General features: G+C 72.9%; 29 protein-coding genes, 2 tRNA genes and 1 pseudogene. 15 read left to right on the forward strand and 17 right to left on the reverse strand.

The features are described from left to right. The first annotated feature begins 2 nt into the window (after window positions 1-2). Window positions 3-1,283: a 3-phosphoshikimate 1-carboxyvinyltransferase gene (gene aroA / locus AC2H4J_RS14855; RefSeq protein WP_487465643.1), complete on the forward strand. Its 1,281-nt coding sequence runs from the start codon at window positions 3-5 to the stop codon at window positions 1,281-1,283. A 143-nt stretch (window positions 1,284-1,426) separates the two neighbouring features. Next, the gene (rsgA, locus tag AC2H4J_RS14860; RefSeq protein WP_487465644.1) at window positions 1,427-2,299 is read left to right on the forward strand and encodes a ribosome small subunit-dependent GTPase A; all 873 of its coding nucleotides are present in this window, start codon (window positions 1,427-1,429) and stop codon (window positions 2,297-2,299) included. Between the two features lie 51 nt (window positions 2,300-2,350). On the opposite strand, the gene AC2H4J_RS14865 is transcribed toward rsgA, so the two are convergent. The 3 genes from AC2H4J_RS14865 to AC2H4J_RS14875 are packed head-to-tail and all read right to left on the reverse strand — an operon-like array spanning window position 2,351 to window position 3,648. Beyond that, complete coding sequence (locus AC2H4J_RS14865; protein WP_487465645.1) at window positions 2,351-3,082, reverse strand: Type 1 glutamine amidotransferase-like domain-containing protein; 732 nt, start codon at window positions 3,080-3,082, stop codon at window positions 2,351-2,353. Between the two features lie 13 nt (window positions 3,083-3,095). Next, complete coding sequence (locus AC2H4J_RS14870; RefSeq protein ID WP_487465646.1) at window positions 3,096-3,203, reverse strand: DUF2087 domain-containing protein; 108 nt, start codon at window positions 3,201-3,203, stop codon at window positions 3,096-3,098. Further along, window positions 3,157-3,648 carry a DUF2087 domain-containing protein gene (locus AC2H4J_RS14875; RefSeq protein ID WP_487465647.1) on the reverse strand — a complete coding sequence of 164 codons (492 nt, stop codon included), beginning with the start codon at window positions 3,646-3,648 and terminating at the stop codon, window positions 3,157-3,159. The genes AC2H4J_RS14870 and AC2H4J_RS14875 overlap by 47 nt, the downstream gene beginning before the upstream one ends. A 52-nt stretch (window positions 3,649-3,700) precedes the next feature. On the opposite strand from AC2H4J_RS14875, the gene AC2H4J_RS14880 reads away from it, so the two are divergent. Genes AC2H4J_RS14880 through AC2H4J_RS14895 form a run of 4 tightly spaced genes read left to right on the forward strand, consistent with a single transcriptional unit; the run spans window position 3,701 to window position 5,414 of the window. After that, window positions 3,701-3,883 carry a DUF2795 domain-containing protein gene (locus AC2H4J_RS14880; protein ID WP_487465648.1) on the forward strand — a complete coding sequence of 61 codons (183 nt, stop codon included), beginning with the start codon at window positions 3,701-3,703 and terminating at the stop codon, window positions 3,881-3,883. Window positions 3,884-3,905: 22 nt separating this feature from the next. Beyond that, window positions 3,906-4,718 carry a histidinol-phosphatase gene (hisN, locus tag AC2H4J_RS14885; protein ID WP_487465649.1) on the forward strand — a complete coding sequence of 271 codons (813 nt, stop codon included), beginning with the start codon at window positions 3,906-3,908 and terminating at the stop codon, window positions 4,716-4,718. Window positions 4,719-4,734: 16 nt separating this feature from the next. After that, window positions 4,735-4,944 (forward strand): hypothetical protein, encoded by a 210-nt coding sequence (locus tag AC2H4J_RS14890; protein WP_487465650.1) that lies wholly within the window; start codon window positions 4,735-4,737, stop codon window positions 4,942-4,944. Beyond that, on the forward strand, window positions 4,941-5,414 hold the full coding sequence (locus AC2H4J_RS14895; RefSeq protein ID WP_487465651.1) for a hypothetical protein: 474 nt from the start codon (window positions 4,941-4,943) through the stop codon (window positions 5,412-5,414). Before AC2H4J_RS14890 ends, AC2H4J_RS14895 begins: the two co-directional genes overlap by 4 nt. Here the strand turns inward: AC2H4J_RS14895 and AC2H4J_RS14900 are convergent. The 3 genes from AC2H4J_RS14900 to AC2H4J_RS14910 are packed head-to-tail and all read right to left on the reverse strand — an operon-like array spanning window position 5,411 to window position 8,075. Further along, window positions 5,411-6,796 (reverse strand): xylulokinase, encoded by a 1,386-nt coding sequence (locus AC2H4J_RS14900; protein ID WP_487465652.1) that lies wholly within the window; start codon window positions 6,794-6,796, stop codon window positions 5,411-5,413. The two genes, AC2H4J_RS14895 and AC2H4J_RS14900, sit on opposite strands and share 4 nt — an antisense overlap. Next, complete coding sequence (locus tag AC2H4J_RS14905; RefSeq protein WP_487465653.1) at window positions 6,789-7,274, reverse strand: XdhC family protein; 486 nt, start codon at window positions 7,272-7,274, stop codon at window positions 6,789-6,791. The genes AC2H4J_RS14900 and AC2H4J_RS14905 overlap by 8 nt, the downstream gene beginning before the upstream one ends. A 27-nt stretch (window positions 7,275-7,301) precedes the next feature. Next, on the reverse strand, window positions 7,302-8,075 hold the full coding sequence (locus AC2H4J_RS14910) for an aldo/keto reductase (protein ID WP_487465654.1): 774 nt from the start codon (window positions 8,073-8,075) through the stop codon (window positions 7,302-7,304). Window positions 8,076-8,187: 112 nt separating this feature from the next. On the opposite strand from AC2H4J_RS14910, the gene AC2H4J_RS14915 reads away from it, so the two are divergent. Together AC2H4J_RS14915 and AC2H4J_RS14920 are read left to right on the forward strand one after the other, a co-directional pair. Then, the gene (locus AC2H4J_RS14915) at window positions 8,188-9,597 is read left to right on the forward strand and encodes a cystathionine beta-synthase (RefSeq protein WP_487465655.1); all 1,410 of its coding nucleotides are present in this window, start codon (window positions 8,188-8,190) and stop codon (window positions 9,595-9,597) included. Further along, window positions 9,594-10,733, forward strand: coding sequence for a cystathionine gamma-synthase (locus AC2H4J_RS14920; protein ID WP_487465656.1), 1,140 nt, complete (start codon window positions 9,594-9,596; stop codon window positions 10,731-10,733). The genes AC2H4J_RS14915 and AC2H4J_RS14920 overlap by 4 nt, the downstream gene beginning before the upstream one ends. Window positions 10,734-10,807: 74 nt before the next feature. On the opposite strand, the gene map is transcribed toward AC2H4J_RS14920, so the two are convergent. Both map and AC2H4J_RS14930 read right to left on the reverse strand, forming a co-directional pair. Further along, window positions 10,808-11,578, reverse strand: coding sequence for a type I methionyl aminopeptidase (map, locus tag AC2H4J_RS14925; RefSeq protein ID WP_487465657.1), 771 nt, complete (start codon window positions 11,576-11,578; stop codon window positions 10,808-10,810). Further along, a complete protein-coding gene (locus AC2H4J_RS14930; protein WP_487465658.1) occupies window positions 11,575-11,880 on the reverse strand; it encodes an antibiotic biosynthesis monooxygenase family protein in 306 nt (101 codons plus the stop codon). Before AC2H4J_RS14930 ends, map begins: the two co-directional genes overlap by 4 nt. 85 nt (window positions 11,881-11,965) lie before the next feature. Here AC2H4J_RS14930 and AC2H4J_RS14935 point away from each other — a divergent pair, with 85 nt between their 5' ends. Together AC2H4J_RS14935 and nhaA are read left to right on the forward strand one after the other, a co-directional pair. Continuing rightward, window positions 11,966-12,481 (forward strand): VOC family protein, encoded by a 516-nt coding sequence (locus tag AC2H4J_RS14935; RefSeq protein WP_487465659.1) that lies wholly within the window; start codon window positions 11,966-11,968, stop codon window positions 12,479-12,481. A gap of 10 nt (window positions 12,482-12,491) precedes the next feature. Beyond that, the gene (gene nhaA / locus AC2H4J_RS14940) at window positions 12,492-13,880 is read left to right on the forward strand and encodes a Na+/H+ antiporter NhaA (RefSeq protein ID WP_487465660.1); all 1,389 of its coding nucleotides are present in this window, start codon (window positions 12,492-12,494) and stop codon (window positions 13,878-13,880) included. A 39-nt stretch (window positions 13,881-13,919) separates the two neighbouring features. Here nhaA and AC2H4J_RS14945 read toward each other — a convergent pair. The 4 genes and pseudogenes from AC2H4J_RS14945 to AC2H4J_RS14960 form a co-directional block, all read right to left on the reverse strand. Further along, window positions 13,920-14,468, reverse strand: a pseudogene (locus AC2H4J_RS14945) (DsbA family protein); the annotation flags it as partial. Further along, complete coding sequence (locus AC2H4J_RS14950; RefSeq protein WP_487465661.1) at window positions 14,396-14,686, reverse strand: GNAT family N-acetyltransferase; 291 nt, start codon at window positions 14,684-14,686, stop codon at window positions 14,396-14,398. The pseudogene AC2H4J_RS14945 and the gene AC2H4J_RS14950, both read right to left, overlap by 73 nt. Before the next feature lie 40 nt (window positions 14,687-14,726). Next, window positions 14,727-14,921, reverse strand: coding sequence for a ferredoxin (locus AC2H4J_RS14955; RefSeq protein WP_487465662.1), 195 nt, complete (start codon window positions 14,919-14,921; stop codon window positions 14,727-14,729). Beyond that, a complete protein-coding gene (locus AC2H4J_RS14960; RefSeq protein ID WP_487465663.1) occupies window positions 14,918-16,207 on the reverse strand; it encodes a cytochrome P450 in 1,290 nt (429 codons plus the stop codon). Before AC2H4J_RS14960 ends, AC2H4J_RS14955 begins: the two co-directional genes overlap by 4 nt. Window positions 16,208-16,413: 206 nt before the next feature. Here AC2H4J_RS14960 and AC2H4J_RS14965 point away from each other — a divergent pair, with 206 nt between their 5' ends. The 3 genes from AC2H4J_RS14965 to AC2H4J_RS14975 are packed head-to-tail and all read left to right on the forward strand — an operon-like array spanning window position 16,414 to window position 19,231. Beyond that, a complete protein-coding gene (locus tag AC2H4J_RS14965) occupies window positions 16,414-16,965 on the forward strand; it encodes a hypothetical protein (protein ID WP_487465664.1) in 552 nt (183 codons plus the stop codon). Further along, window positions 16,962-17,636, forward strand: a complete 675-nt coding sequence (locus AC2H4J_RS14970; RefSeq protein WP_487465665.1) for a DUF5987 family protein — start codon at window positions 16,962-16,964, stop codon at window positions 17,634-17,636. The genes AC2H4J_RS14965 and AC2H4J_RS14970 overlap by 4 nt, the downstream gene beginning before the upstream one ends. After that, complete coding sequence (locus AC2H4J_RS14975; protein ID WP_487465666.1) at window positions 17,633-19,231, forward strand: GMC family oxidoreductase N-terminal domain-containing protein; 1,599 nt, start codon at window positions 17,633-17,635, stop codon at window positions 19,229-19,231. The genes AC2H4J_RS14970 and AC2H4J_RS14975 overlap by 4 nt, the downstream gene beginning before the upstream one ends. A gap of 54 nt (window positions 19,232-19,285) precedes the next feature. On the opposite strand, the gene AC2H4J_RS14980 is transcribed toward AC2H4J_RS14975, so the two are convergent. After that, window positions 19,286-19,359 (reverse strand) — tRNA-Met (locus AC2H4J_RS14980). A gap of 128 nt (window positions 19,360-19,487) precedes the next feature. Between AC2H4J_RS14980 and AC2H4J_RS14985 the strand changes: the two genes are divergently transcribed. Continuing rightward, complete coding sequence (locus tag AC2H4J_RS14985; RefSeq protein WP_487465667.1) at window positions 19,488-19,958, forward strand: hypothetical protein; 471 nt, start codon at window positions 19,488-19,490, stop codon at window positions 19,956-19,958. On the opposite strand, the gene AC2H4J_RS14990 is transcribed toward AC2H4J_RS14985, so the two are convergent. The 4 genes from AC2H4J_RS14990 to AC2H4J_RS15005 all read right to left on the reverse strand — a co-directional run bounded on the left by AC2H4J_RS14990 (window position 19,940) and on the right by AC2H4J_RS15005 (window position 24,811). Then, window positions 19,940-20,263, reverse strand: a complete 324-nt coding sequence (locus AC2H4J_RS14990) for a hypothetical protein (protein ID WP_487465668.1) — start codon at window positions 20,261-20,263, stop codon at window positions 19,940-19,942. The two genes, AC2H4J_RS14985 and AC2H4J_RS14990, sit on opposite strands and share 19 nt — an antisense overlap. A gap of 233 nt (window positions 20,264-20,496) precedes the next feature. Then, window positions 20,497-20,570, reverse strand: a tRNA-Met gene (locus AC2H4J_RS14995). A 68-nt stretch (window positions 20,571-20,638) separates the two neighbouring features. Beyond that, window positions 20,639-23,641, reverse strand: coding sequence for a UPF0182 family membrane protein (locus tag AC2H4J_RS15000; protein ID WP_487465826.1), 3,003 nt, complete (start codon window positions 23,639-23,641; stop codon window positions 20,639-20,641). A gap of 147 nt (window positions 23,642-23,788) precedes the next feature. Next, window positions 23,789-24,811, reverse strand: a complete 1,023-nt coding sequence (locus AC2H4J_RS15005) for a YlbL family protein (protein ID WP_487465669.1) — start codon at window positions 24,809-24,811, stop codon at window positions 23,789-23,791. A 95-nt stretch (window positions 24,812-24,906) separates the two neighbouring features. On the opposite strand from AC2H4J_RS15005, the gene AC2H4J_RS15010 reads away from it, so the two are divergent. Next, on the forward strand, window positions 24,907-26,211 hold the full coding sequence (locus tag AC2H4J_RS15010; protein WP_487465670.1) for a zinc-dependent metalloprotease: 1,305 nt from the start codon (window positions 24,907-24,909) through the stop codon (window positions 26,209-26,211). Window positions 26,212-26,269: the final 58 nt, after the last annotated feature.

The following is a 26,269-nucleotide window of genomic DNA, read 5'->3' on the forward strand; positions in this document are numbered from 1 at the left end:
CCGTGAGCCAGATCTGGACGACGCCGCACCGCTCGACCCCGGTCGACGCGGTCGTCAGCCTGCCCGGCTCCAAGTCCATCACGGCGCGAGCACTGGTCGTCGCGGCGCTGGCTGACGGCCCGAGCCGGATCGTGCGTCCCCTGCGGGCCCGGGACACCGACCTCATGGCCGGCGGCCTGCGCGCCCTCGGAGTCGGGATCACCGGGGACGGCGACGACTGGCTGGTGACGCCATACGCGCTCCGCGGACCGGCCGAGATCGACGCCGGGCTGGCCGGCACGGTGCTGCGGTTCCTTCCCCCGGTGGCCGCGCTGGCCGCCGGCCCGGTCACCTTCGACGGCGACCCCCGCATCCGCGAGCGGCCCAACGCCGGCCTGATCGCGGGCCTGCGCGGCATCGGCGTGGAGATCGAGGACGGCGGCCGTGGCAAGGCGCCGTTCACCGTCCACGGAACAGGAGGAGTCCGGGGCGGGACCGTCGAGGTCGACGCGAGCGAGTCCTCCCAGATCGTCTCCGGGCTGCTGCTCGCGGCGGCCCGGTTCGACGACGGCCTCGACCTGTCGCTGGCGGGCTCGATGCCGTCGACGCCGCACGTCGAGATGACCGTGACGACGCTGCGCGCGCACGGCGTCCAGGTGAGTGCCGGTGGACGCGGCTGGCGGGTCGCCCCCGGCCCCATCGCCGCTCGTGACGTCGTCATCGAGCCCGACCTCTCCAACGCGGCTCCCTTCCTCGCCGCCGCGCTGGTCACCGGTGGTCGGGTGACCGTGCGCGACTGGCCGGAGGTCACCACCCAGCCCGGGGGCCGGCTGGACCGGATCCTGTCCGCCATGGGGGCCGAGGTGACCCGGACACCGGACGGGCTGCAGGTCACCGGCACGGGAACCATCACTCCGCTGGCCGCGGACCTGGGCGAGGTGGGCGAGCTGACCCCGGTCCTGGCCGCCCTGTGCGCCCTGGCCGACGGTCCGTCCCGGCTCACCGGCGTCGGGCACCTGCGTGGACACGAGACCGACCGGCTGCACGCCCTCGACGAGGTGCTGACCGCCGTCGGCGCGCGCGTCGAGCAGCTGCCCGACGGCCTGATCATCGAGCCCGGCCCCCCGCGCCCGGCGCTCCTGGACTCCTACGCCGACCACCGCATGGTCCACGCCGCCGCCGTCCTGGGACTGGCGATCGAGGGCGTCCAGGCCGCCGACCCCGGCGCCGTCGCCAAGACGCTGCCCGACTTCGTCGAGCGCTGGAACGGGCTGCTGGGCGAGCCGGCGGGGGTCGTCTCCTGAGCGGCCGCAAGTACGACAGTCGTTCCGACGAGGACGACGTCCGGGTCAGACCGGGCCGCAAGGGCTCGCGCCCCCGCACCCGCACCCGGCCCACCCACGCCGACGCCGTCCCCGGCCTGGTCGTCGCCGTCGACCGCGGTCGCATGACCGTCCGCGTCGAGGGCCCCGACGGCGGGCCCGTGGACGTGACCTCCATGCGCGCCCGCGAGCTCGGCAAGCACGGGGTCGTCGTCGGCGACCGGGTGCGCATCGTGGGCGACACCAGCGGCCGCACGGACTCGCTCGCCCGCATCGTCACCATCGAGGAGCGGACGACGTCGCTGCGGCGCACCGCCGACGACACCGACCCCACGGAGCGGATCGTGGTGGCCAACGCCGACCTGCTGGTCGTCGTCACGGCGGTGACCGACCCGGAGCCCGCGTACGGGTTCCTCGACCGCTGCCTCGTCGCCGCCTACGCGGGCGGCCTCGAGCCGCTGCTGTGCCTCACCAAGACCGACCTCGCGAGCCCCCAGCCGCTGCTCGACCGGTACGCCGGGCTCGGCCTGGACGCCGTCGCGATCTCGCGGGAGCTGCCGCTGGACGACCTGCTCGACCGGCTGGCACTGCGGATCAGCGTGCTCGTGGGCCAGTCCGGTGTCGGCAAGTCGACTCTGGTGAACCGGCTCGTGCCCGACGCGTTCCGCGCCACCGGCGACGTGAGCAAGATCGGCAAGGGACGGCACACGTCGTCGTCCGTCGTGCTGTTCGACCTGCCCCAGGGCGGCATGGTGATCGACACCCCGGGCATCCGGTCGTTCGGCCTCGCCCACGTCACCGCCGACGACGTCCTGGCCGCCTTCGACGAGCTCAACGAGGCGGCGGTCGACTGTCCGCCGATGTGCGGCCACACGGCCGACGACCCGGAGTGCGCGCTCGACGCCTGGGCCGCCGCCGGGCCGCCCGCGCGCACCGAACAGCTGGCCGCACTCCGGGTGCTGCTCGGCGCGGTCGGTCAGGTCGGCCCCGGCTGGTAAACACCCCTCGCCCCCACCGCTCGCAAGCTCGCGGCGGATCCTGCGAGGGGCCTATGCCAACAATCTGGTCTCCACCGGGCTCTCCGTGCAGCCGCCGCGGCCGTTGGGCCGCAGGTGCCACGCCCGCGCCGACGGGCGGACGGTCACCACGTCCTCCAGCGCGGTGCCGACGAAGTGCAGGCCGACGCCGTCCTCCGTGCCGTACCCGGGCGGCAGCTCACCGCGGGCGACCATCCGCCGGTAGGGAGCGCGCAGGCGCTTCGGCGAGTCGTGGTGCGCCCCGTTGCTGAACGGCAGGATGCCGAGCCCGTCGGCGAACGGCTCGAGCTGATCCGACAGGGAGCCCGTCGGACCGCCGGCGTGCCAGATCTGGCTGCCCGCGCCCGAGCCGGTGAGGACGATGCCCTCCTCCCAGCACTCGGTGAGGACCTCCTGCATCCCGTGCGCCCGCCAGACCGCGAGGAGGTTGACCAGACTGCCGTCCTCGACCAGGACGACGTCCTGGCGGAGCAGGTGCTTGCGGACGTCGGGGACGCTCGGGCCCGGGAACAACCGCAGCACGGAGAAGTCGACGTCCTCGCGGTCACCGAAGACCTGCTCGTGGACGGCGATCGCGCGGGGGTCGTCGCCGACCGCCGTCGGCAGGTAGCAGAGCCGCACCGCGCCGTCCCACAGCCAGCGGGTCCGGCCGAGGTCCAGGGCGAACTCGACGAGCGGGAGGTTGCCCGGCTCCCCCGGACGCGGCTCGAGGATGCCCGAGTACGCGAACACCTGGCGGTCCATCAGGCCGCGACCGTCATACGTCGACCCGCCCGCCGCTGCGCCAATAGATGCCTGCCTCCCGGGTCAGCAACCCCTCATCGACCAGATATCGGCGGAGTGCGGCGACATCGGCATGCCACACGGCCAGCAGCGCGTTTCACCTCCCGCTCCGGATAGCGGATGCCGGGCTCGAACACCCGCACCAGGTGGTTCAGGACGACGAGCCGCTTGCTGCGCCGGGGCGGGATGGCCACGAGCCGGCCGTCGCGGACGAACGCCGACAGGACGGCGTCCTCGGCCGGGTCGTCGGACAGCGGTTCCGGGCGCGGCGCCGCCTCGGCCGCCGCCCGGGCCGCGGCTCCGAACCGCTCGGTGTGCAGGGCGAGAGCGTGCCCGTCGCGCTGCACCAGTCCCGCGCGGGCCAGCCGGCGGGCGGCCAGGGCGACGTCCTTGAGCGGGAGATCGGCGGCCTGGGCCACCTCCTCGATGGTTCCGGCGCCGAGGGCCAGCGCGGCGACGACCCGCAGCCGCGTCGGGTCGGCCAGCAGGCCGACGATCGTCGCCGCGTCCGTCGTGCGGGCGTCCACGACCCGACGGTATCGGCGCATCCCCGGTCGGGCGCCCGGGTACCCCCGCGTCATGGTGAGCCCTGTCGACATCCAGAAGGTCCTCTCGGGCATCGACTATCCCGCGAGCAAGGACGACATCGTCCGGCACGCCGAGAGTCACGGGGGCGACGAGGAGGTCCTCGAAGCCCTGAGGAAGATCGACGACCGCGAGTACGAAGGACCGAGTGGGGTCAGTTCAGCGGTATTCGGCTGATCCCCGGCTAGGTTCGGTGTCCATGACATCCGGCCGGGGCTTTTCCGAGGACATGCGGCTGGCGCACGTGCTGGCCGATCAGGCCGACTCGATCAGCCTGGACCGCTTCAAGGCGCAGGACCTCAAGGTCGACACCAAGCCCGATCTGACGCCGGTGACCGACGCCGACCGCGCCGTCGAGGAGATGCTCCGGATCACCCTGAGCCGCGCGCGGACCCGGGACGCCGTCATGGGCGAGGAGTTCGGGACGACGGGCCACGGGCCGCGCCGCTGGGTGCTCGACCCGATCGACGGCACGAAGAACTTCGTCCGCGGCGTGCCGGTCTGGGCCACCCTGATCTCCCTGTTCGACGGCGACGAGCCGGTGGTGGGCCTGGTGTCGGCGCCGGCGTTGAACAAGCGGTGGTGGGCGGCCAAGGACGTCGGCGCCTGGACCGGCCGGCGGCTGGAATCGGCCACGCGCTGCCGGGTCTCGGAGGTCACCGACCTCGGCGACGCGAGCCTGTCCTACTCCAGCCTGTCCGGCTGGGAGGAGCGCGGCGCCCTCGACGGTTTCCTCGACCTGACGCGCTCGGTCTGGCGCACCCGCGCCTACGGCGACTTCTGGAGCTACTGCCTGCTCGCCGAGGGCGCGGTGGACATCGCCTGCGAGCCGGAGGTGTCGCTCTGGGACCTGGCCGCGCTCGACGTGATCGTCCGGGAGGCCGGGGGGCGGTTCACCGACCTCAGCGGCGCCCCCGGCCCGGGCGGCGGCAGCGCGCTGGCCAGCAACGGTGTGCTGCACGACGCGGCCCTGTCACGACTGCGCATCCCGGCCACGGATGGACCGGCCTGAGCACTACCGTGTCGTCGTGAACGACGTGGCTGCCGCAGTCCTGGTGGTGGCCGTCGTCGCGGCGGTGCTGCTCCTCAGCATGCGGTTGACCGGTCAGGTGGCCGAGAGCTTCGGTGAGGACCCGAAGCCGTGGCAGGCTCGGATGCTGCCGTTCGCGCTCTTCGGCCCGGTCATCGCGTGGGTGCTGCTGAGTCGGCGGGGCGGCGGCCGAGGAGGCTGGGCGTGACGACGCCGATCGGGCGGGAGGCACGGCGACCCAACCCCGCCCTGGCAGCGCTGGCGCCGCTGCTGGGCGACTGGCGCACGACCGGGACCCATCCGCTGGCGCCGGGAACGACCTTCCACGGCCGTACCTCGTTCGCCTGGCACGAGGGCGGCGCCTTCGTGCTGATGCGCTCCGAGATCGACGAGCCGGGGATCCCCAGCGGCGTGGCCGTCATCGGCTCGGACGACGCCGCCGGCACCGTCACGATGCTCTACTTCGACGAGCGGGGCGTCTCCCGCCGGTACACCGTCGAGGTGGGCGACGGCGAGGTGTCATGGCACCGGGACGAGGCGAGCTTCGCCCAGCGCATGGTCGTCACCGTCGCCGGCGACGGCGGCCGACTCGACGCCCGGGGCACCATGTCGCGCGACGGCGGCCCCTGGGAGGACGACCTGCAGCTCACCTCCGAGCGGATCGAGCTCGCCGGCTAGGTGCGGGTCCAGCGGTCGGCCGCTCGCTCCAGTCCGGTGTCCTGCCGCGGCTCGACCACCTCGCCTGCGGGGAGGGCCGGGACGACGTCCGCTCCTGCGCCGCGACCGGCCAGCAGGGCCGCCCCGATCGCCGAGGCGCTGCGCAGCGGCAGATACCGGACCGGTCGGCGCAGCACGTCGGCGAGCAGCTGCCGGACGACGGCCGGGCGCGCGCCCCCGCCGGTGAGCACCACGGGCTCGTCGCTGTCGGGGACGTCCAGCAGCCGGAAGGCCGCACCGATCGCGAACGCGACGCCCTCGACGGCCGACCGGGCCAGGTCGGCGCGGGTGGTTCCCGGGTGCAGCCCGCTCCAACCGCCGCGGTCGGTGGGGCGCGCGATCCCGCCGCGCTCGCCGGAGAGGAACGGCCGGAACGTCACTCCCCCGGCGCCGGCCCCGGTGGCCCCGGCGGCCGCGAACAGGTCGGTCACGGACATCCCGAGCACGCCGCCGACCCACTCCCACGCCGAGCCGCCGTTCTGGAGCGCCGCCATCGAGTACCAGCCACCGGCGACGTCGGCGTAACCGTGCACGACGGGCTCGGCGACCGGCTGCGGCACCCAGCCGGGCCGGAGCAGCTGGGCGCCGGTGCCGAGGTTCACCTGGGCCACCGGAGTGCCGGCGGCCAGGAGGGCCAGCGGGGTGTCGGCGCCACCCGTCACGACGGGCACGTCCCCCACCGGCAGCGTCGCCGTCCCCACGACCTCGTCGCTGGGACCCACGGCGGGCAGCAACGCCGGGTCGATGCCCGCGGCGGCGACCGCCGGTGTCGACCAGTCATCGGTGGTCACGTCCCAGAGCAGCGTCGCCGAGGCGTCGCTCCGGTCGGTCGCATGCGGGGAGCCGGGCAGCAGCGTCGCCCGGAGCGCGTCCTTGGGCAGCAGGACGGCGGCGGCCCGATCCAGGGCCCGCGGCTCGTGCCGGGCCAGCCAGGCGAGCACCGGGCCGGTCATCCCCGGCACCAGAGGGTTGGCCAGCGCCGCCCGGGCGCCCTCCGGCAGCGACCGCCAGAGGTCCAGCTCCGCTCCGGCGCGGGAGTCGGCCCACAGGATCGCGGGCCGCAGCGCCTCGCCGTCCGCATCGACGAGGACCGTGCCGTGCATCTGACCCGACAGCCCCAGCGCGAGCACCCGAGCGCCGGCCAGCGCCGGGCTCACCGCGGCCAGCGCCTCGTCGAACGCCTGCCGCCAGCTGCCGACGTCGGTCTCCGCGCGGCCGGGACCCGGCCGGTCGACCGCGTAACCCCGCTCGGCCTCGGCGACCACCCGACCGGTGCGGTCGAGCGCGAGCAGCTTCAGCCCGCTGGTGCCGACATCGGCGCCGAGGAGGACGTCCTCAGCCACGGTGGACGAAACCGCCGCTGCGGCCGTGGCGGTCGGCGAGCAGGCCGGCCAGCGTCGACAGCGCGATCTCCGCGGGCGCCTTCGAGCCGATGTCCAGACCGATCGGCCGGTGCACGCGGGCGATCTCGTCCGGCGGGACCCCGAGCGCCGTGAGGGCAGCGACGTGCGGCCCCTCGTGCCGCGGGTTGCCCATCACCCCGACCCAGCGTGCGGGGCGGGCCAGCGCGTCCCGGAGCAGTTCCCCGAGCTCGTCGCGGTGGTGGTCGGTGACGACGACGTCGGCGTGCCCGCCCGCCAGTTCGGCGTCCAGCTCGGCGAAGGAGCCGACCGTGACGTCCGCGGTCTCCGCAGGAACGCGCGATGCCTCCGGCTCGACCAGCACCGTGCGGAAGCCGAGCTCGGCTCCCCAGCGCAGCAGGACCTCGGAGACCGGTGAGGCGAAGAGCGCGACCAGCAGCTGGGGGGTGTCGGAGACCATGCCCGCATCCTCGTCCAGGAGGCCGGGTCAGGCGCCGGCCAGTCCGTCGAGCCGGGCCACTTCGGCGGGCGTGAGCGAGAAGTCGGTGATGGCGACGTTGGCCGCGATGCGCTCGGGGGTCACCGACTTGGGGATCACCACGACGCCGTGCTCGAGGTGCCAGCGGAGCACGACCTGGGCCGGGGTCACCGAGTGCGCGTCGGCGACCTCGCGGAGGACGGCGTCGTCCAGGTCGCTGTTCTTGAGGGCGCTGTAGCCCTCCAGGACGACGCCACGGTCCGCGTGGCCCCGCTCGACCTCCGCGTCGTAGAGGGTCGGCGCCCACTCGATCTGGTTGACGGCGGGCTGCTGACCGGACGCCTCGGTGAGTCGGTCAAGCTGGTCGAGGGAGTAGTTGCTGACGCCGACGTCGCGCGTCCCGCCCGCCTGCCGCGCCTCCAGGAGCACCCGCCAGAGGTCCTCGTGGATCGAGTTCGACTCGGTCCAGTGGATCAGCCAGAGATCGAGGTGGTCGGTGTCGAGCTTCTGCAGGGACTCCTCGAGGGCCTTGCGCGGATCCTCGGCGTGCGGCGGCACCTTGGTGGTCACGAAGACCTCGTCCCGCGGGACACCGGAGTCGCGCAGCGCCCGCCCGACCTCCTCCTCGTTCCGGTACACCGTCGCGGTGTCGAGGTGCCGGTAGCCGACGTCCAGGGCGCTGCGGACGGCGTCGTAGCACTCCTGGCCGGTGATCTGCCAGGTGCCGAAGCCGACCAGCGGCATCGCGGCGCCGCTGGGAAGCGGGGCGGTGGGAGAAGTCATGCTCGCCTCCTGCCCGCAGTCGGTCCCCGGCATTCGCCGATGCCGGCCGGGGCCTCTGATGGAATGGCGGAGCGCGGACGCCGACTGTCGGCGCCCAGTGCGAGGAGGAACCGTGCACTACGCCGAGTCCGTCGTGGATCTCGTGGGCAACACCCCGCTCGTCCGGCTCACCTCGGTGACCCGCGAACTGGGCCCCGACGCACCGCTGGTGCTGGCCAAGGTCGAGTACCTCAACCCCGGCGGGTCGGTGAAGGACCGGATCGCGGTGCGGATGGTCGACGCCGCCGAGGCCAGCGGCGCGCTCCGGCCCGGCGGCACGATCGTCGAGCCGACCAGCGGGAACACCGGCATCGGCCTGGCTCTGGTGGCCCAGCAGCGCGGGTACAGGTGCATCTTCATCTGCCCCGACAAGGTGGGCCAGGAGAAGATCAACGTGCTGAAGGCCTACGGCGCCGAGGTCGTCGTCTGCCCGACCGCCGTCGACCCGTCCGACCCGCGGTCCTACTACTCCGTCTCCGACCGGCTGGCCCGCGAGACCCCCGGCGGCTGGAAGCCCGACCAGTACTCCAACCCGGCCAACCCGCAGTCGCACTACGAGACCACGGGCCCGGAGATCTGGGCGCAGACCGAGGGCCGGATCACGCACTTCGTCACGGGCATGGGCACCGGCGGCACGATCAGCGGCATCGGCCGCTACCTCAAGGAGGCCTCCGGCGGGCGGGTGCGCGTGGTCGGCGCCGACCCCGAGGGCTCGGTCTACTCCGGCGGCACCGGCCGGCCCTACCTCGTCGAGGGCGTCGGCGAGGACTTCTGGCCCTCGACCTACGACCGCGAGATCGCCGACGACATCATCCCGGTGTCCGACGGCGACTCCTTCGCCATGACCCGGCGGCTGGCCCGCGAGGAAGGGCTGCTGGTCGGCGGCTCGTGCGGCATGGCGGTCGTGGCCGCGCTGAAGACCGCCGCGACGCTCACCAATGACGACGTCGTCGTCGTCCTGCTGCCCGACGGTGGCCGGGGGTACCTGAACAAGATCTTCAGCGACAAGTGGATGGCCGACTACGGCTTCGTCGACTCGACCGCCGGCGAGACCGTGGGCGAGGTGCTGCGGGCGAAGTCCGGCGCGACGCCGTCCCTGGTCCACACGCACCCCAACGAGACGGTGCGCGAGGCGATCGACATCCTGCGCACCTACGGCGTCAGCCAGATGCCCGTCGTCCGCGCGGAGCCGCCGGTGACCGCCGGCGAGGTCGTGGGTTCGGTCGACGAGAAGGCGCTGCTGGACGCCCTGTTCGCGGGGACGGCGAGCCTCGCCGACCGGGTGGAGAAGCACATGTCGGCGCCGCTGCCGATCGTCGGGTCCGGCGAGGGGGTCAGCGCCGCGGTCGCCGCGCTCGGCTCCGCCGACGCCCTGGTCGTGCACGTCGACGGCAAGCCCGCGGGCGTCGTCACCCGGCAGGACGTGCTGGGCCACCTTGCTGGTCTGACGTCTGCCGGTCTGACGCATACGGTCGAGTCATGAGCGGCTTCAACACACGCGCCATCCACGCCGGCCAGGAGCCCGACCCGGCCACCGGCGCGGTCAACGTCCCGGTGCACCTGAGCACCACGTTCAAGCAGGACGGTGTCGGCGGGCTGCGCGGCGGCTACGAGTACAGCCGCAGCGCCAACCCGACCCGCACCGCGCTGCAGGAGGCCCTGGCCGCCCTCGAGCAGGGCACCCGCGGCATGGCCTTCGCCTCCGGCCTGGCCGCCGAGGACACCCTGCTGCGCACCGTCTGCGAGCCGGGCTCGCACGTGATCCTCGGCGGTGACGCGTACGGGGGCACGTTCCGGCTGATCTCCCGGGTCGCCTCCCGCTGGGGCGTCGAGCACACGCCGGCCGACCTCAACGACCTCGACGCCCTGCGCTCGGTGGTCCGGCCGACGACCCGGGTCATCTGGTGCGAGACGCCGACGAATCCGCTGCTCAACATCGCCGACATCGCGCGGCTGGCCGGGTTCGCGCACGAGCACGGCGCGCTGCTCGTCGTCGACAACACGTTCGCGTCGCCGTACCTGCAGCAGCCGCTGACGCTCGGCGCCGACGTCGTCGTCCATTCGACGACGAAGTACCTGGGTGGCCACTCGGACGTCGTCGGCGGCGCGCTGGTCACCGCGGACGACGACCTCGGCGAGCAGCTGGCCTACCACCAGAACGCGATGGGCGCCGTCGCCGGACCGTTCGACTCGTGGCTGGTGATGCGCGGGATCAAGACCCTCGGTGTGCGCATGGACCGCCACCAGGCCAACGCCGCCCGGATCGCCGAGTTCCTCCTCGGCCACCCCGACGTCTCGTCCGTCCTCTACCCGGGTCTGCCCGACCACCCGGGGCACGATATCGCCGCGAAGCAGATGTCGGGCTTCGGCGGCATGCTCTCCTTCCGGCTGCGCGGCGGCGAGGAGAAGGCGCTCAAGGTCTGCGAGCGGGCGGAGCTGTTCACCCTCGCCGAGTCGCTGGGCGGCGTGGAGTCCCTGATCGAGCACCCCGGCCGGATGACCCACGCCAGCGCCGCCGGGTCGCCCCTGGAGGTGCCGAACGACCTGGTGCGGCTCTCGGTGGGTATCGAGGACGTCGACGACCTGCTGGCCGACCTCGAGCAGGCGATGGGTTCATGATCATTGCGCGCTCATTGCCCCATCAGCGGCTGTTGATCGGGCGATGAGCGCGCAGTCGCGGCGCTGAGCCGGGGTCAGCGGGGCAGAGTGAGGATTCTCGGGCCGTCCTCGGTGACGGCGACGGTGTGCTCGACGTGCGCGGCCCGGCTGCCGTCGGCGCTGCGCAGCGTCCAGCCGTCGGCGTCGACCCGGTAGTCGTCGCTGCCGCCGGCGAGGAACCACGGCTCGATCGCGATGACCAGCCCGGGCCGCAGCGGCACCCCGCGCCCGGGCCGACCCTCGTTGGGGACGTGCGGCGCCTCGTGCATCGTCCGGCCCACGCCGTGCCCGCCCTGGTCGGTGTTGATGCCGCAGCCACCGGCCCGGCCCACGGCGGCGATGGCCGCGGAGATGTCGCCGACCCGGTTGCCGACGACGGCTGCCGCGATCCCGGCCTCCAGCGCACGCTCGGCGGTCGAGACCAGCGCGAGGTCCTCGGGGTGCGGCGTCCCGACCGGGAACGTGATCGCGGCGTCGCCGACCCAGCCGTCGAGGGTCGCGCCCGCGTCCACGCTGAGCAGATCACCGTCGTCGAGCTCGTCCGCGGTGGGGATGCCGTGCAGGGCGACGTCGTTGACCGACAGGCACACCACGCCCGGGAACGGCGGCGTCGTCGACAGCGGGGCGTATCCGAGGAACGGCGACGAGGCCCCGGCGGCGGCGAGCACGTCGCGGGCGACGGCGTCCAGCTGCGACAGCCGCACCCCGGGAGCCGCGGCGGCGCGGACGGCGGCCAGCATGTCGGCCACCACGGCGCCGGCCGCCCGCATGGCGTCCAGTTCGCCGGGTGTCCGGAGCTCGATCACGGCGCCTCCGTCGTCGCGACCGTCGTGTAGTGACCGACCTCGGGGAACGGGTCGTAGAAGGAGTGCAGGAGAGCCCGCCACCGCTGGTACTCCGGCGACCCCCGGAACCCGTCGGTGTGGTCCTCGAGGTGCTCCCACTCCACCAGCAGCAGGTAGGTGTCCGGCCGCTCGATGCCTCGCGACAGGGTCAGTCCCCCGAACCCGGCCATGCCCGAGATGATGTCCTTCGCCTCCGCGAAGGCACGTTCGAAAGCGGCTTCCTGACCGGCCTTCACCGGCAGCAGCGCGTGCTCGAGGATCACGCCGGAAGGCTACGTGTGCGGGGGGAAGCAGATCCCCCGGCCCGGAGTTGTGGCCACCAGGCAGCCCGACCGAGAGGATCGTCCCGTGAGCACCACCGAGAGCAACTCGACGAGAGACCTGGCCGCGCTCGGGGCCGCGCGCGCCCGCATCCGGGACGCCCACCTGAAGCCGTCGGGGGAACGTCCCGCCTCGACCGCTCGCGGGCTGCACCACACGGCGCTGATCAGCAGCGACGTCGAGCGGACCGTGCGCTTCTACCAGGACGTGCTGGGCTTTCCGCTCACCGAGCTGATCGAGAACCGCGACTACCCCGGCTCGTCGCACTTCTTCTTCGACATCGGCAACGGCAACCTCCTGGCCTTCTTCGACTTCCCCGGCCTGGACGTGGGCCCGTACGCCGAGGTCCTGGGCGGACTGCACCACATGGCGATCAGCGTCGACCCGGAGCACTGGACCCAGCTGGTCGAGCGGCTGACCGAGGCCGGCGTCGCGCACGAGGTGCACAGCGGCGTGTCGGTGTACTTCCGCGACCCGGACGGCGCCCGGATCGAGCTGATCGCCGATCCGCTCGGCGAGATGTACGGCCACCACGTCCTGTGAGCTGACGCCCGTGCTCGACGTGACACAGCCGCCCCGCCCCGGTCCGGCCAAGCGGGTGAGCGTGCCCACCCTGTCGCCGTCCTCGAGGCTGTACTTCGGTACCGAGGCCGGTGGGTCGGCACTGCTCCTCGCTGCCACGGTGCTGGCGCTGGCCTGGGCCAACTCCCCCTGGGCGGACAGCTACGGGTCGTTCTGGTCGACGCACGCCTCCATCGGGATCGGCGGAGCCGAGCTGTCCCTGGACCTCCGGCACTGGGTGAACGACGCGGCCATGGCGCTGTTCTTCCTCGTCGTGGGGCTCGAAATCGCCCGCGAGGTCACCGTCGGCGAGCTCCGCGACCGGCGGAACGTCGCCGCTCCCGCCCTCGGCGCCCTCGGCGGCCTCGTGGTGCCGGCTCTGGTGTACCTCGCCGTCAACCACTCGGGCCCGGCCAGTGCGGGCTGGGGCATCGTCATGTCCACCGACACCGCCTTCGTGCTGGGCATCCTGGCGTTGTTCGGGCCGCGCTGCCCCGACCGGCTGCGGCTGTTCCTGCTCACGCTGGCGATCGTCGACGACATCGGCGCGATCTCGGTGATGGCGATCTTCTACACCGACGACCTGAAGCTGGGCGCCCTCGCCGTGGCGGCGATCCTCGTGGCCGCGCTCGCCGGGCTGCGCTGGGCCGGCGTCTGGCGGCTGACGCCGTACGTGCTCGTCGGCATCGCGCTCTGGCTCGCCGTCCAGGCCTCCGGCGTGCATCCGACGCTCGCCGGCGTCCTGGTCGGTCTGCTCCTGCCGGCGCGCCCGCCGCACCCGGACGTGGTGGAACGCACCCGCGCGTACGGGCAGGCCCTCCGCGAGTCGCCGGACGCCGAACGAGCCCGCCTGGCGGCGCTGTCCGCGCATGCGACCGTGCCGCCCGCGGCCCGGCTGCTGCACACGCTGCACCGGTGGAGCGCCTACGCCGTGGTCCCCGTCTTCGGGCTGGCGAACGCCGGGGTCTCCTTGGACGGCGGCACCCTGCGGACGGCGGCCACCTCGCCGGTCACCCTCGGCGTCGCCGTGGCCCTGGTGGTGGGCAACGCCGTGGGGATCACCGCGGGGACGGCGGTGGCGTTGCGGACCGGGCTCGGTGTGCTGCCCGGCGGGGTGCGCTGGTCACACCTCATGGCGGGGGCCACCCTGGCCGGCATCGGCTTCACGATCGCGCTGTTCATCACCGATCTGGCGTTCTCGCAACCGGCGTTGCGCGAACAGGCCACCATCGGCATCCTCGCCGGGTCAGTAACGGCAGCTGTCGCCGGTGTCGTCCTGCTGCGGGTCCTCGGGGAGCGGTTCTCGCTGTGCTCGCCGGACGCCCAGGGACCACCGACGCTGCCGCCCCGCCCGTGGGTCGCGCCCTCCGTCCGGGCCTGACCCGTTCGACGTCGGCGGCCCGCTCGCGATCGCCCGTCGCAGCGCACCCGCCTCGACCCGTCCGGTCCAGAGCCGGCCGTCGATGAAGACGGTCGGCGTGCCGCCCACGCCGGCCTCCAGGCCCGCGGCGAAGTCGGCCTCCACCTTGTCGCCGAACACCTGCGCCGGCTCACCCACGACTCGGCTGCCGTCTAGCCCGAGTTCCTCGGCGTAGGCCCGCAGCGCTGCGTCGTCGAGGCGGTCCTGCCGGGCGAAGATCAGCTCGTGCATCGGCCAGAAGGCGCCCTGCGCGGCCGCGGCCTCGGCGGCCAGGGCCGCGGTCAGCGCGAACGGGTGCACGCTCGGGAGCGGGAAGTTGCGGAAGACGAGGCGGACCTGCCCGTCGGACTCCTCCACCACCCGCCGGAGCACCGGCGCCGCGGCGCCGCAGTAGGGGCACTCGTAGTCCCCGTACTCGAGCAGGGTGACGGCCGCGTCCGGATTGCCCAGGACGTGCTCGTCGACCTGGTGCGACGTCACCGGCGCGGGGAAGCCACGAGGTCGCCGTAGTCCTCGTGGCGCTCGATCCAGCCGCGCACGAACGGGCACTGCGGCACCACCGAGCCGCCCCTGCTGCGGACGTCGTCGAGCGCGGCCCGCACCAGGGTGCTGCCCAGCCCGTCCTGGCCGGCGTCGGGGTCGACCTCGGTGTGGGTGAACACCGTCGTGTCGCCGCGACGCTCGTAGGCGGCCAGCCCCAGGACGCGATCGCCGTCCCGGATCTCGTAGCGGTTCTCCTCCGGGTTGTCCCGAACCGTGGTCTCCATGGGGGTGAGCAACCTTCCCAGTCGAGGGGCTGTTCCAGCCTCAGTGGTCGAGCGCGAGCGCCCGCGTCGGGCACGCCGTGACGGCGTCCCGGACGTCGGGCAGGTCGTCCTCGCCTGGCTCCGGGCGGAGGACGGCGAGCACCCCGTCATCGTCGACCTCGAAGACCGCGGGCGCGAGCGCTTCGCAGCTCCCGGAGCCCACGCAGCGGTCCCGGTCCACCTCGATCCGGGTCACCGGACACCCGTCAGCCGGGCCGGCAGCCGCTTGATGCCGTTGACGAACGAGGACCGCAGCCGGGCCGGCTCGCCGGTGACCTCGAGGTCGGGCAGCCGGTCGAACAAGGCCTGGAACGTCACCGCGAGCTCGCGCCGCGCCAGGTGGGCGCCGAGGCAGAAGTGCGGCCCGTGTCCACCGAAGCCGACGTGCGGGTTCGGGTCGCGGCCCAGGTCGAACACGTGCGGGTCGGCGAAGACCTCGGGGTCCCGGTTGGCGGCCGCGTAGAACAGCAGGAACTTGTCGCCGGCCCGGAACCGGAAGCCGTCCAGCTCGCCGTCCTGGGTGGCGGTCCGCCGCATCCAGGTGATCGGGCTCGCCCAGCGCACGATCTCCTCGACCGCGGTGCGGGTCAGCGTCGGGTCGGCCATCCAACGGGACCGCTGCTCCGGGTGCTCCGACAGCACCAGGACGCCGTGGGTGATCGCGTTGCGCGTGGTCTCGTTGCCGGCGACCAGCAGCAGGATGAAGAAGGACGCGATCTCCGCGTGCGTCAGCCGCTCCCCGTCGACCTCGGACTGCACCAGCGCCGTCGTGAGGTCGTCGGTGGGACGCTCGACCCGCTCGGCGGCCATCCGCTCCATGACGCCGGCCAGCGCCATGCCCGCCCCGAGGAACGCCGTCAGCGGATCGTCCTGGTTCTCGATCAGCTCCGGGTCGCCGCCGGACAGCACGATGTTCGACTGAGCGAGCACGAGGGCGCGGTCGGACTCGGGGACGCCCATCAGGTCGCAGATGATCCGCAACGGGATCAGCGCGGCGATGTCGGCGACGACATCGATGCTGCCGTCGCCGGCCTCGGCCTTCCGCCGGGCCGCATCCAGGACGTCGTCGACGACCCGCTGCACGGAGTCCATCAACTGCTCGAGCATCCGCGGGGTGAAGACCTTCGACACGATGCGGCGGATCTTCGCGTGCCGGGGGTCGTCCATGCTGATCAGCGAGCCGTAGAACTCGTTGAGATCGGCCGGGATGTCGGTGATAGACACCGCGCCCCGGCCGGAGCAGAACACGGCCGGCCGGGAGCTGATGGCGTCCAGATCCGCGTACCGGGTGACGGCGTAGTAGCCCGGGCCGGGCTCCAGCATGGGCACCTCGGGCTCGGCGAAGAACGCGAACGGCCGCTCCCGGCGCAGCAGGTCGAACACGGCGTGCCGCTGCTCGGGAGGAACCACCCAGAAGTCCCGGTCGGACAGGTCGATGGCGTCCAGGTCGAGCGGTGCACCGGCGACGGCGTGCACGGACACGGGGCCTCCCAGGAAACGGTCAACGGTGACTGTGGAAGTCGGCCCCGACGCTAGAGAAGCGGCCGGGTGATGCACAACACCCCGGCGTCATCCGTCCGGAGATTTCTACCGACGAGTAACCGCGGCGCGGAGGGTCTCGTTGGACGGGTCACACCGGTCGTCCCGGACCCACCCGCGGAGGGATCTCCATGCGCTGGAGAACGCTCGTGTTGCCGTTCACCGCCGTCCTGATCGGGCTGTCGACCGGCGCCGCCCACGCCGCGGATCTGCCGGTGGGCCCGTACTACGCGCCGCCGTTCGCCGGGGAGTGCGACGTGCACCGATTCGCCGAGGGCGAGGCGCCCGACCTCTCCGCCTACCCCGACGACCCGCTCTGCGTCGAGTACGCCAAGCGCGACATCACCGTGGACAACGGCGGGGCGCTCGCGTTCGCCCTCGCCGAACCCGCCCGCGTGGCGATCGCGGCCGGGAAGTGCCAGTACTGGCAGCGCGACCACTGGAGCGTGCAGTTCTCCCGCGGCGACGTGCCGGTGATCCGCTGGGACGGCAGCTACTGGTTCGACAAGGGCAGCGGTCAGGCGGCCGGACGGCTGCGCAACCTCACCGTCGGCGGCGTGCCCGCGGGCATCGACCGGGCGGCCGCGCTGGTGGCGCCGGTCAGCCCCGAACTCGCGGCCCACCTGAAGGCCTACGGCCGCGGCGGCTCCGGTCTCGGCGTCGAGGCGGGCATCCCCCTGGACCCCACCTGCGCCCGATGAGCGACCTGCGTACCGCCGGGCTGTCGCGCCGGCGACTGCTCCAGATCGTGTCGGCGGCCGCGCTCGCCGTGCCCCTGACCGGCCTGCGCATGCCCGAGGCCGGCGCCGTCCCCCTCCCCCGCTCGCTCGACGCGGAGACCCTCACCCTCGAGGCCCGGAGCGACACGATGGTGCCCGGCGAGAAGCGCTCGCGGAACGACCGGGCCGTCGCCGGCGCCACCACCGGGCCCGGGGCGGTGCAGGCGGGTGCGGTGGACATGATGCGGTTCGGCCCGGTCGGGCTGGCCGCGGCGCTGCCGGCCCTTGCCGCGGCGCTGAACGCGGAGGCGAGCCGCTATGCCGCCGCCCACGCGGTGGTGCCTGCTCCCGGCGTGCCGCCGTTCGTGGGCCTGCCGTTCGGGCACCGCACCGAGGTCGCGCTGGAACTGCTCGACGGCGAGCGCCCCGACCAGCTGGCCTGGTACGGCCTGGCCGGCATCGCGATGCTCGCCTTCCACACCGCCGGACACCTGCACACCGCCGACGCCGTGCGCTCGGGCCACCCGGGTCTCGGCTGGCTGGACTTCCCGATGCCCGACGCGGACGGGCTCTGGCGCTACCCCGTGTTCTCCTACGGCCGTCCCCTGGCCGACGTCCATCCGGCCACCACGGGCACGGGGCAGCCCGCATGACCGTCGAGACCGCCGATGTCGTGGTGGTCGGCACCGGCTTCGGCGGCGCGATCCCGGCCTACAACCTGGCCGCCGGCGGCGCCTCGGTCGTGCTGCTCGAGCGCGGGCCGGAGGTGGCGACCGAGGAGTTCGCCCACGACCTGCAGGTGGGCACGTACACGCGCTACGTCGACCTGATCAACGGCGACGGCGTCCAGGTGGTCGCCGGCAACTGCGTCGGCGGCTCCAGCGTCGTCTACTTCGCCGCCTCGCTGCGGGCGCCGTCCTTCGTGTTCGACCGGACAGGGTCCACCGGACGGCGCCGGCTGTGGCCCGCCGACGTCACCCGGGCGGCGCTCGACCCCTGGTACGACCGCGTCGAGGAGACGATCCCCGTCTCGCAGCAGACCTGGGACGACGTGCCGTACGCCGGCGGGGTGTGGGCGGCCGCCTGCCGCAACGCCGGGCACACCTGCAACCCGGTGCCCCTGGCCGTCGACCTGCCCCGCTGCACCAACTGCAACTGGATGCTCTCGGGCTGCCGGTTCGGCGCCAAGCGGTCGATGCTGCTCAACTACCTGCCCGCCGCCCGTGCCCACGGGGCGGAGATCCGGCCGCTGCACGAGGTGCAGCTCGTCGGGAAGGCGACCACGCCCGGCTACCGCTACCGCGTCGACTACACCGTCGTGGACCCGTCGGACTACCGGCTGACCCAGGGGGCGGGCTCGATCGAGGCGAAGGTCGTCGTCATGGCGGCCGGCGCGATGGGCACGCCGGTGATCCTCCAGCGCTCGGCGGCCGCCCTCGGTGGCGTGCCGGCGGCGGTCGGCCGGTACTTCTCCCCCAACGGCGACCGCGTCTCGATGGCCCTGCTCGACGAGGGGAAGCTCGGCTCGGTGCTGGGGCTGGAGCGGGAGCCGGGGGTCGCGTTCGAGGCGTTCCACATCGGCAAGCCGATCGGCTCGATGAGCTACGACTTCCTCGACGGCGGCCGACCGGAGTTCGAGCGCTTCGGTCTGCAGCAGATCTACTTCCCGTCGATCACCAACGTCCTGCCCGAGGACGGCACCGCCGCCGAACCGCAGTGGTTCGGGGTGGACAAGAAGACCCTGACCGCCCGCTGGCGGTCGTGGCTCACCCTGCTCGCGCTCACCGAGGACGACAACGAGGGCGTCTTCGGGCCGCCGCCGCCGACGGGCAACTTCGTCCGGGCCGCGCCGACGGCGGCGGTGACGACGTTGAGCTACCAGGCGAACGCCGCCACGCGGCGCGGCTGGGCCGCCTCGGACGCGGAGATCCGGGCGATCATCGAGAAGGACGGCGTCGGCCGGCACCTGTCCTGGGTCGGCGGCCAGCCCTCGCTCTCGGCGCACCCGCTGTCCTCGTGCCGCATGGGCGACGACCCGGTCACCTCGGCGCTGACCGGCGACCACGAGCTCCGTGGGTCACCCGGCCTGTTCGTCACCGACGGGAGCTCGGTGCCGACCTCGCTGACGGTCAACCCCTCGCTGACCATCGCCGCACTCGCGGAGCGCGCGTCGGCCGCCATCGCGCGGTCCGCCGCCGAGGTCGGCGTGCCGGTGACCGCCGGCGTCCCTGCACCCGGCGCCGCCTGAGGACGCCGGAAAGCGAGAAGCCCGGCCCCATCAGGGACCGGGCTCTCGCAGTTGTAGCGGGGACAGGATTCGAACCTGTGACCTCTGGGTTATGAGCCCAGCGAGCTACCGAGCTGCTCCACCCCGCGTCGGTAGATCCCAGGATACACGGCCCGTGGGAACGCATCCGACGACACCCGTGACAGCCGCGTCACACCGGCACCAGGGCCGCGCGCGCCTGCCGACCCCCGCGCGGACCGCGACCTACAGTCCGCTCGTGGCACGGGATGACGCGGCGAGCATGCTCGCAAGGCCGCAGCCCGTCGAGATCCACCACCGCGGCATCTGGTACTCCGGCGAGCTGGTCGGCTGGCGGCACGAGAGCGACGGCCGGGTGGCGGCGCGGGTGCGCTGCCGGGTGGACGGGCTGCGCCACTCGACGTGGAAGGACCTCGCGGACCTCCGTCTGCCCGACCCGAAGCACCCACCGCGCGCCGAGCGCTTCCCGGCCGTCGTCCGCCGGCCCGTTCCCCTGCTCTCGCAGGACGAGGACGACGCCACGCGGCCGCACGCCCTGCTGGCGGCGATGCGCAGCAGCCGGCCGGCCAAGCCCGACCACGCCGTCGCGCCCCCGCCGCCGGTCGCCGTCCCGGCCGCGCGCCGCACGCTGCCGCCGCCGACCTACCCGGCCGAGCGCCGGGGACACCCCCGCCTGGACCGGCGGTCGGCCTACCTCAGCGTCGTCTGAGCCACCGGGCTCAGTGGCCGCGGCGGCAGGACCGCCGCGTCGTCGTGCACGGTGGTCGTCGAGCCGTCCGCCCAGACCACCGACGGCGTCGCGTCGGGATCCTCCGTGCGGCACACGATGTCGTCGCCGGCCGACAGGCAGAACCCGGTCTCCGGCACCACCCGGAGCACCTCCGCGGCACGCTCGGCGGCCCAGCCCTTCACCACGCCGCTGGGGTCCAGGACGCTCGCGCCGTCCGGCCGCGGAAGGTGCACGCTGAACGCGCCGCCCGAGGTGCGGCTCGCCTGCTCGCCGAGGTCGAGCACTCGGTGACCTCGGGCGGGCAGTCGGCGAGGGGCAGCTCGACCCGGCGCAGCCGCGAGATGGCCGCGTCCGGCCGGTAGGTGCTGAGGACCTCGTCGGCGGCGTGCCGGCCCTGCAGCGCCAGACCGAGGAGGCTGGGCCGCAGCCGGTACCCGTCCGGGTCAGAGGGGCCTCAGCCGTGGTCGCGGCAGAAACGACGAGGCCCGGCGCTGATGCGCCGGGCCTCGTCCTGTTGTAGCGGGGGCAGGATTCGAACCTGCGACCTCTGGGTTATGAGCCCAGCGAGCTACCGAGCTGCTCCACCCCGCGTCGGTAGACACCACCCTACCAGCCGCACGGAGGAAGGGAGCGGGGCGTCCCGCTCCCTTCCCCGGCGGTCAGCCGGTCGGGCTCGCCGCGGCCGAGCTCGACGACGCGGCCGCCTGCTGGGCGTTCTGGTACTCGGTGACGGCCTTCTGCAGGTCGGCCAGCGCGCGGCCCTGCCCCTCGAAGTCACCGTTCTTCTGCGCGGTGGACAGCGCGCTCAGGGCCGCGTTGATGTCCGAGACCGCCTTGGTCATCGCGGGATCGGCCGGCGCACCGCCACCGGAGGCCGGTGGAGCCGTGGTCGGAGCCGACGGGGTGGTGGGCGCCGCCGTCCCGTCGCCGGTCGGGGGCGTGGCGCTGCCACCGGTCGCGGACTCCCCCGCCCCCGCGCCGAACACCTGGTCCAGGGCCGCCTGCAGGGTGTTGGCGTACCCGACCCGGTCGCCGTAGTTGACCAGCACCTTCTGCAGCAGCGGGAACGAGTTCGTGCCGCGCCCCTGCACGTACAACGGCTCCACGTAGAGGAGACCGCTCCCGCCGATGGGGAGGGTCAGCAGGTTGCCGAAGACCGCACGTGACTCCTGGCTGTTGAACAGGGTCAGGTCGGGTCTGACCTGGTTGTTGGTGATGAACGACTGCTGGACCTGCTGCGGCCCGCGGAACGGCGTGTTGCCGGGCAGCCGGAGCACCTGGATCTTGCCGTAGGTGGCCGGGTCGCTGGAGGCGGAGATGAACGAGGACAGGTTCTCCCGGTTGAACGCGTTCAGCGCGCTCGTCAACTGGAAACTGGCGACGTCGTCCCCCGGCCGCTGGGCCAGGATGTAGTACGGCGGCTGCGCGTCCTGGGTGTCCTTCGTCGGGTCGTTGGGCACCTGCCAGCGGTCGCTCTGCTGGTAGAAGTCGACCGGGTTGGACACGTGGTAGCGGGTCAGGATGTCCCGCTGCAGCTTGAACAGGTCCTCCGGATAACGCACATGGCTGACCAGCTCGTCGGACATGGCGGAGCGCGGCTTGACCATGCCCGGGAACGCCTTCATGTAGGTCGTGAGGACCGGGTCCTTGGGGTCCCACTGGTACAGGGTCACGGTGCCGTCGTAGGCGTCCACCGTGGCCTTCACCGAGTTGCGGATGTAGTTGAACTGCTCGTCGGGCAGCGCCGTCGTGCCGGCGCCGGTGAGCGAGTCCTGGGCCGCGGCGCCCAACGACATCGACTCCGAGTACGGGTAGGCGTCCGACGTCGTGTACCCGTCGAGGATCCAGGTGACCCGGCCGTTGATCACCGCCGGATAGGGGTCGCCGTCGACCTTGAGGAAGGGCGCCGCCTTCTCCACCCGGTTCAGCGGGTCGCGGACGTAAAGGACCTTGGAGTTGTCGTTGACGGCGCCCGAGAGCAGGAAGTTGCGCTCGCGGTAATAGATGGCGAACGTGAGCTGGCGGAAGAAGCTGCCGATCGACACCCCGCCCTTGCCGTCGTAGGTGTTGTTGATCTGTCCCTGTGCCGAGCCGTCCTCGGGCTGGTCGAACTCCGCGGGGCTGGTTCCCTTCGGTGCGCCGACGACGGAGTACACGTCCTGCCCGCCCTGCTTGGTGAGCTCCCCGTAGTAGATGCGCGCCCCGTTCGGCGTGACCGGGATGTTGCCGGTGGTGGGCAGGTCCTTGGTGGTGAAGTTCGGCTTGCCGCCCTCCTCACCGGCCACCACCTCGTTGGCCGGCGCTGCCACGAAGCCGTTGCCGTGGGTGTAGACGGTGTGTCGGTTGATCCAGGTGTCCTGGTTCTCCGACAGGCCGGCGCTGTTGAGCTCGCGCACCGCGACCACGTAGTCGCGGGTCTTCTCCTGCCCCGTCGCCGGGTCCGGCAGTGTGTACCGGTCGATGTCGAGCTTCTCCGGGAAGCCGTAGACGTTGCGGATCTGCTGGAGCGCGGTGAAGGTCTCCGACAGCACGTTGGGGTCGAGCAGCCGGGCGTTCGGGATGGTCTCGGTGTCGTTGCGCAGATCGTTCAGCGCCGCCTGCGGGTCGACCTGGTTGCCGGTGCTGCTCTGGGCGTAGTCGACGTAGTCGACCTTGTCGACGCCATAGGCCGCGCGCGTCGACTGGATGGCCCGCTTGATGTAGGGCGCCTCCTTCTGGTTGGCACTGGGGCCGACCACGAACTGCTGCACGATCGCGGGGTAGGCGACCCCGATCACCAGGCTGGAGAGCAGCAGGAACACCAGCGCCGCCGCCGGCAGCAGGAAATTGCGGACGGCGATGTTGGCGAAGAAGGCCACCGCGCAGAAGAACGCGACGAAGACGAGGATCGTCTTGGGCACCAGCAGCGCGTTGACGTCGGTGTAGCTGGCGCCGGTGAACACCCCGCCGCGGTCGGAGTAGACCAGCCCGTAGCGGTCCAGCCAGTACGCCACCGCCTTGAGCGCGACGAACAGGCCGAGCAGCACCGACAGCTGCACCCGTGCGGCAGCGGTCAGCTTCTGTCCCGGCGTCTGCAGGCGCAGGCCGCCGAACACGTAGTGGGTGAGCGTCGAGCCGATCAGGGCGAGCAGCACGATGGCGAAGCCGAAGCCCAGCACGAGCCGGTAGAACGGGTAGTCGAAGACGAAGAACGACAGGTCGATGCCGAACTGCGGGTCCTTCGTGCCGAACTCGGTGCCGTTGCGGAACTCCAGCCACGTCTGCCAGCTGCCCTGGGCGGTGAAGCCGGCGAACAGCCCCAGCACCACGGCGACGGCACTGAGGACCAGGCCGCGACGGGGCTCGAGCGACTGGCGGTACCGCTCGAGGTTCTGCTGCTCCAGCGACATCGGCCGGAACGTCGGGCGGTACCGGTAGGCGAGGTAGACCGCCGTCGCCACCAGCCCGCCGGTCGCGACGCCCGCGACGGCGAACAGCAGGGCCCGGGTCTGCAACTCGGTCCAGAAGACCTCGGTGTACTTCGTCTCGTCGAACCACAGGTAGTCGACGTAGACGTTGGTCAACGAGCCGATGACCGTGAACAGCAGGAGCAGCACGGCGATGGCGCCGAGGATCAGCTTGGCGCGCCGCGAGAGCGTCGGCACCGGCACGGGGGGCCGCATGGCCACGAGCGGTCTCCTTCAGTCGTTCATTCGTCGATCGGCAGGGACCGACACGGCGGCCGGAGTGCTGGGCGCGGTCCCGGGCTCACTTGGACAACGCACCGGGCACCGCCGGGTTCCCGCACAGCTTCCCCCACGCGAACCTGCTCAGCAGCCGGCCGGGGTGCGTCCCGCCTCGAAGTCGGTCAGGGCCTTCAGGGCGTCGTCCAGATCACCCACCTTGGCCAGCGGGAACCCGGGGTCGGCCACGCCGGTCGCCTCCGAGCAGTTGTCCGCCGGCACGAGGAACAGCTGCGCGCCGATCCCCTTGGCCGCGGCCATCTTCAGCGTGATGCCACCGATCGGGCCGACCTTTCCCTGGGTGTCGATCGTCCCGGTGCCGGCCACCACCTTCCCGTCGGTGAGATCGTCGTCCCCGACGAGGTCGAGGATGCCGAGGGTCAGCATGAGGCCGGCCGACGGACCGCCGACGTCCTTCACGTCGATGTGCACGTCGAACGGGGCCGACGGCTGCGCGAGGACGCTCACGCCGAGCATGGACCCCTTCCGCCCCGCGGCGGCCTTCGTCGTCACCTGGACCTGGCCGGGCCGGCTGAGCCTGGTGGTGTCGACGGTGACCGTCGTCCCGGCCGGGATGCCGGTGAGGACGTCGGCGAGCGTGTCGGTGTCCGGGGTGGCCCGGCCGTCGATCGCGTCGATCGTGTCGCCCTCGGCGAGCACCGCCGCCGACGGCGACCCCTTCGGGACCTGCTGGACGACGACCTTCACCGGGTAGCCGAGGTGCCCGAGGGCCGCGCTCTCGGCGGCCTGCTCCGAGGTCAGGAAGGCCTGCCGGTTGGCCTCCCGGGTCTCCTGCTCCGACCGGCCCGGCGGGTACACCGACTCCTCGGGGACGACGGCGGTCTCGTCGTCGAACCAGCCGCGGACGGCCTGCACGAGACTCAGGCCGCCCCGGCTGACCCCGACGGTGGTGAGGTTGAGGTGGCCGGTCACCTTGTTCGGGGTGCGACCCTCAATGGTGATGATCTTCGAACCGTCGATGTCCCCGAGGGTGTTGAACGTCGGCCCGGGAACCTGGGCGACGTAGGGCACCGGCAGCGTCGTCCCGAGGACTCCGAAGAGCACCAGGAGCACGACGCCGGCGGTCAGGACGGCGGTCCGGCGGGTCACGACGGGCGAGCCTATGTCGCCTTCCCGGCGGGCGTGTCCGCCCTGGGCGCAAACTGCCGGCCGCCACCCCAAGATCAGCCGTCTACCGTGGGCACATGACTGATGTGCCGTTCGGCTTCGGGCTCCCCGACCGCGACCCCGAGCGCCGGGAGCCCGACCCTGCGGGCGACCCGTTCGGCCTCGGCGCACTGTTCGGCAGCATCGGGGCCGGCGGATCGCCGGAGGACCTGATGGGCAAGATGCCGCTGTTCGCCGAGTTGCAGAAGCTGATGAGCTGGTCGGGCGGTCCGGTGAACTGGGACCTCGCCCGCCAGGGCGCGATCAGCCAGCTGGCCGCCGGCCACCAGCCCACCTCGCAGGCCGAGCAGACCGCCGTCGCCGAGGCGCTCCGCCTCGCCGACCTCTGGCTCGACCAGGCCACCGAGCTGCCCTCGGGCATCGAGCGCACCGCCGCGTGGTCCCGGGTCGACTGGGTGGAGAAGACGCTGCCCGCCTGGAACCAGCTCATCGATCCCCTCGCCGAGCGCGTCGTGGCGGCGATGACCAGCGCGCTGCCCCAAGAGGCGGCGATGTCGCTCGGCCCCATCGCGGGGATCATGGGCCGGATGGGCGGCCTGATGTTCGGCGCCCAGGTCGGGCAGGCGCTGGGCAAACTCGCCGACGAGGTCGTCACCAGCACCGATGTCGGACTCCCCCTCGCCCCTGCGGGCACCGGCGTGCTGGTGCCGCAGAACGTCGCCGATTTCGCGGCGGGCCTGGACCGTCCGGCCGACGAGGTCCGCCTCTTCCTCGCCCTGCGGGAGGCCGCCTCGCAGCGGTTGTTCGCGCACGTGCCGTGGCTGCGCCAGCAACTCCAGGACGCGGTGCACGCGTACGCGCGCGGCATCACGATCGACCGGGAGAAGATCGAGCAGGGGCTCACCGAGGCCATGTCGGGCATGGAGGGCGGCATCGACCCGAGCAACCCCGAGAGCATCCAGCAGCTGCTGGGCAGCGGCGTACTCGAGCCGGAGGAGACGCCCGAGCAGCAGATGGCGCTGCGTCGGCTCGAGACGCTGCTCGCCCTCGTCGAGGGCTGGGTGGACACCGTGGTCGCGGAGGCCGCGAAGGACCGGCTGCCCGGGCACGCGGCGCTGGCCGAGACGATGCGCCGGCGGCGCGCCACCGGCGGTCCGGCGGAGCAGACGTTCGCGACGCTGGTGGGGCTGGAGCTGCGCCCACGGCGACTGCGCGACGCCGCGACGGTGTGGGGAGCGATGACCCAGCGCTACGGCAGCGCCCAGCGGGACACACTCTGGTCGCACCCCGATCTGCTGCCGACCTCCGACGACCTCGACGAGCCGCTGGACTTCGTGGCGCGTCAGGGCATGGACGACGAGTTCAAGGGACTCACGGAGTAGCTCCTGAGTAGAAGGACCCCCCGCCACTCGCACGCTCGCGGCGGGACCCTGCTGGAGG

It is taken from the genome of Blastococcus sp. OS1-29, assembly GCF_057628075.1.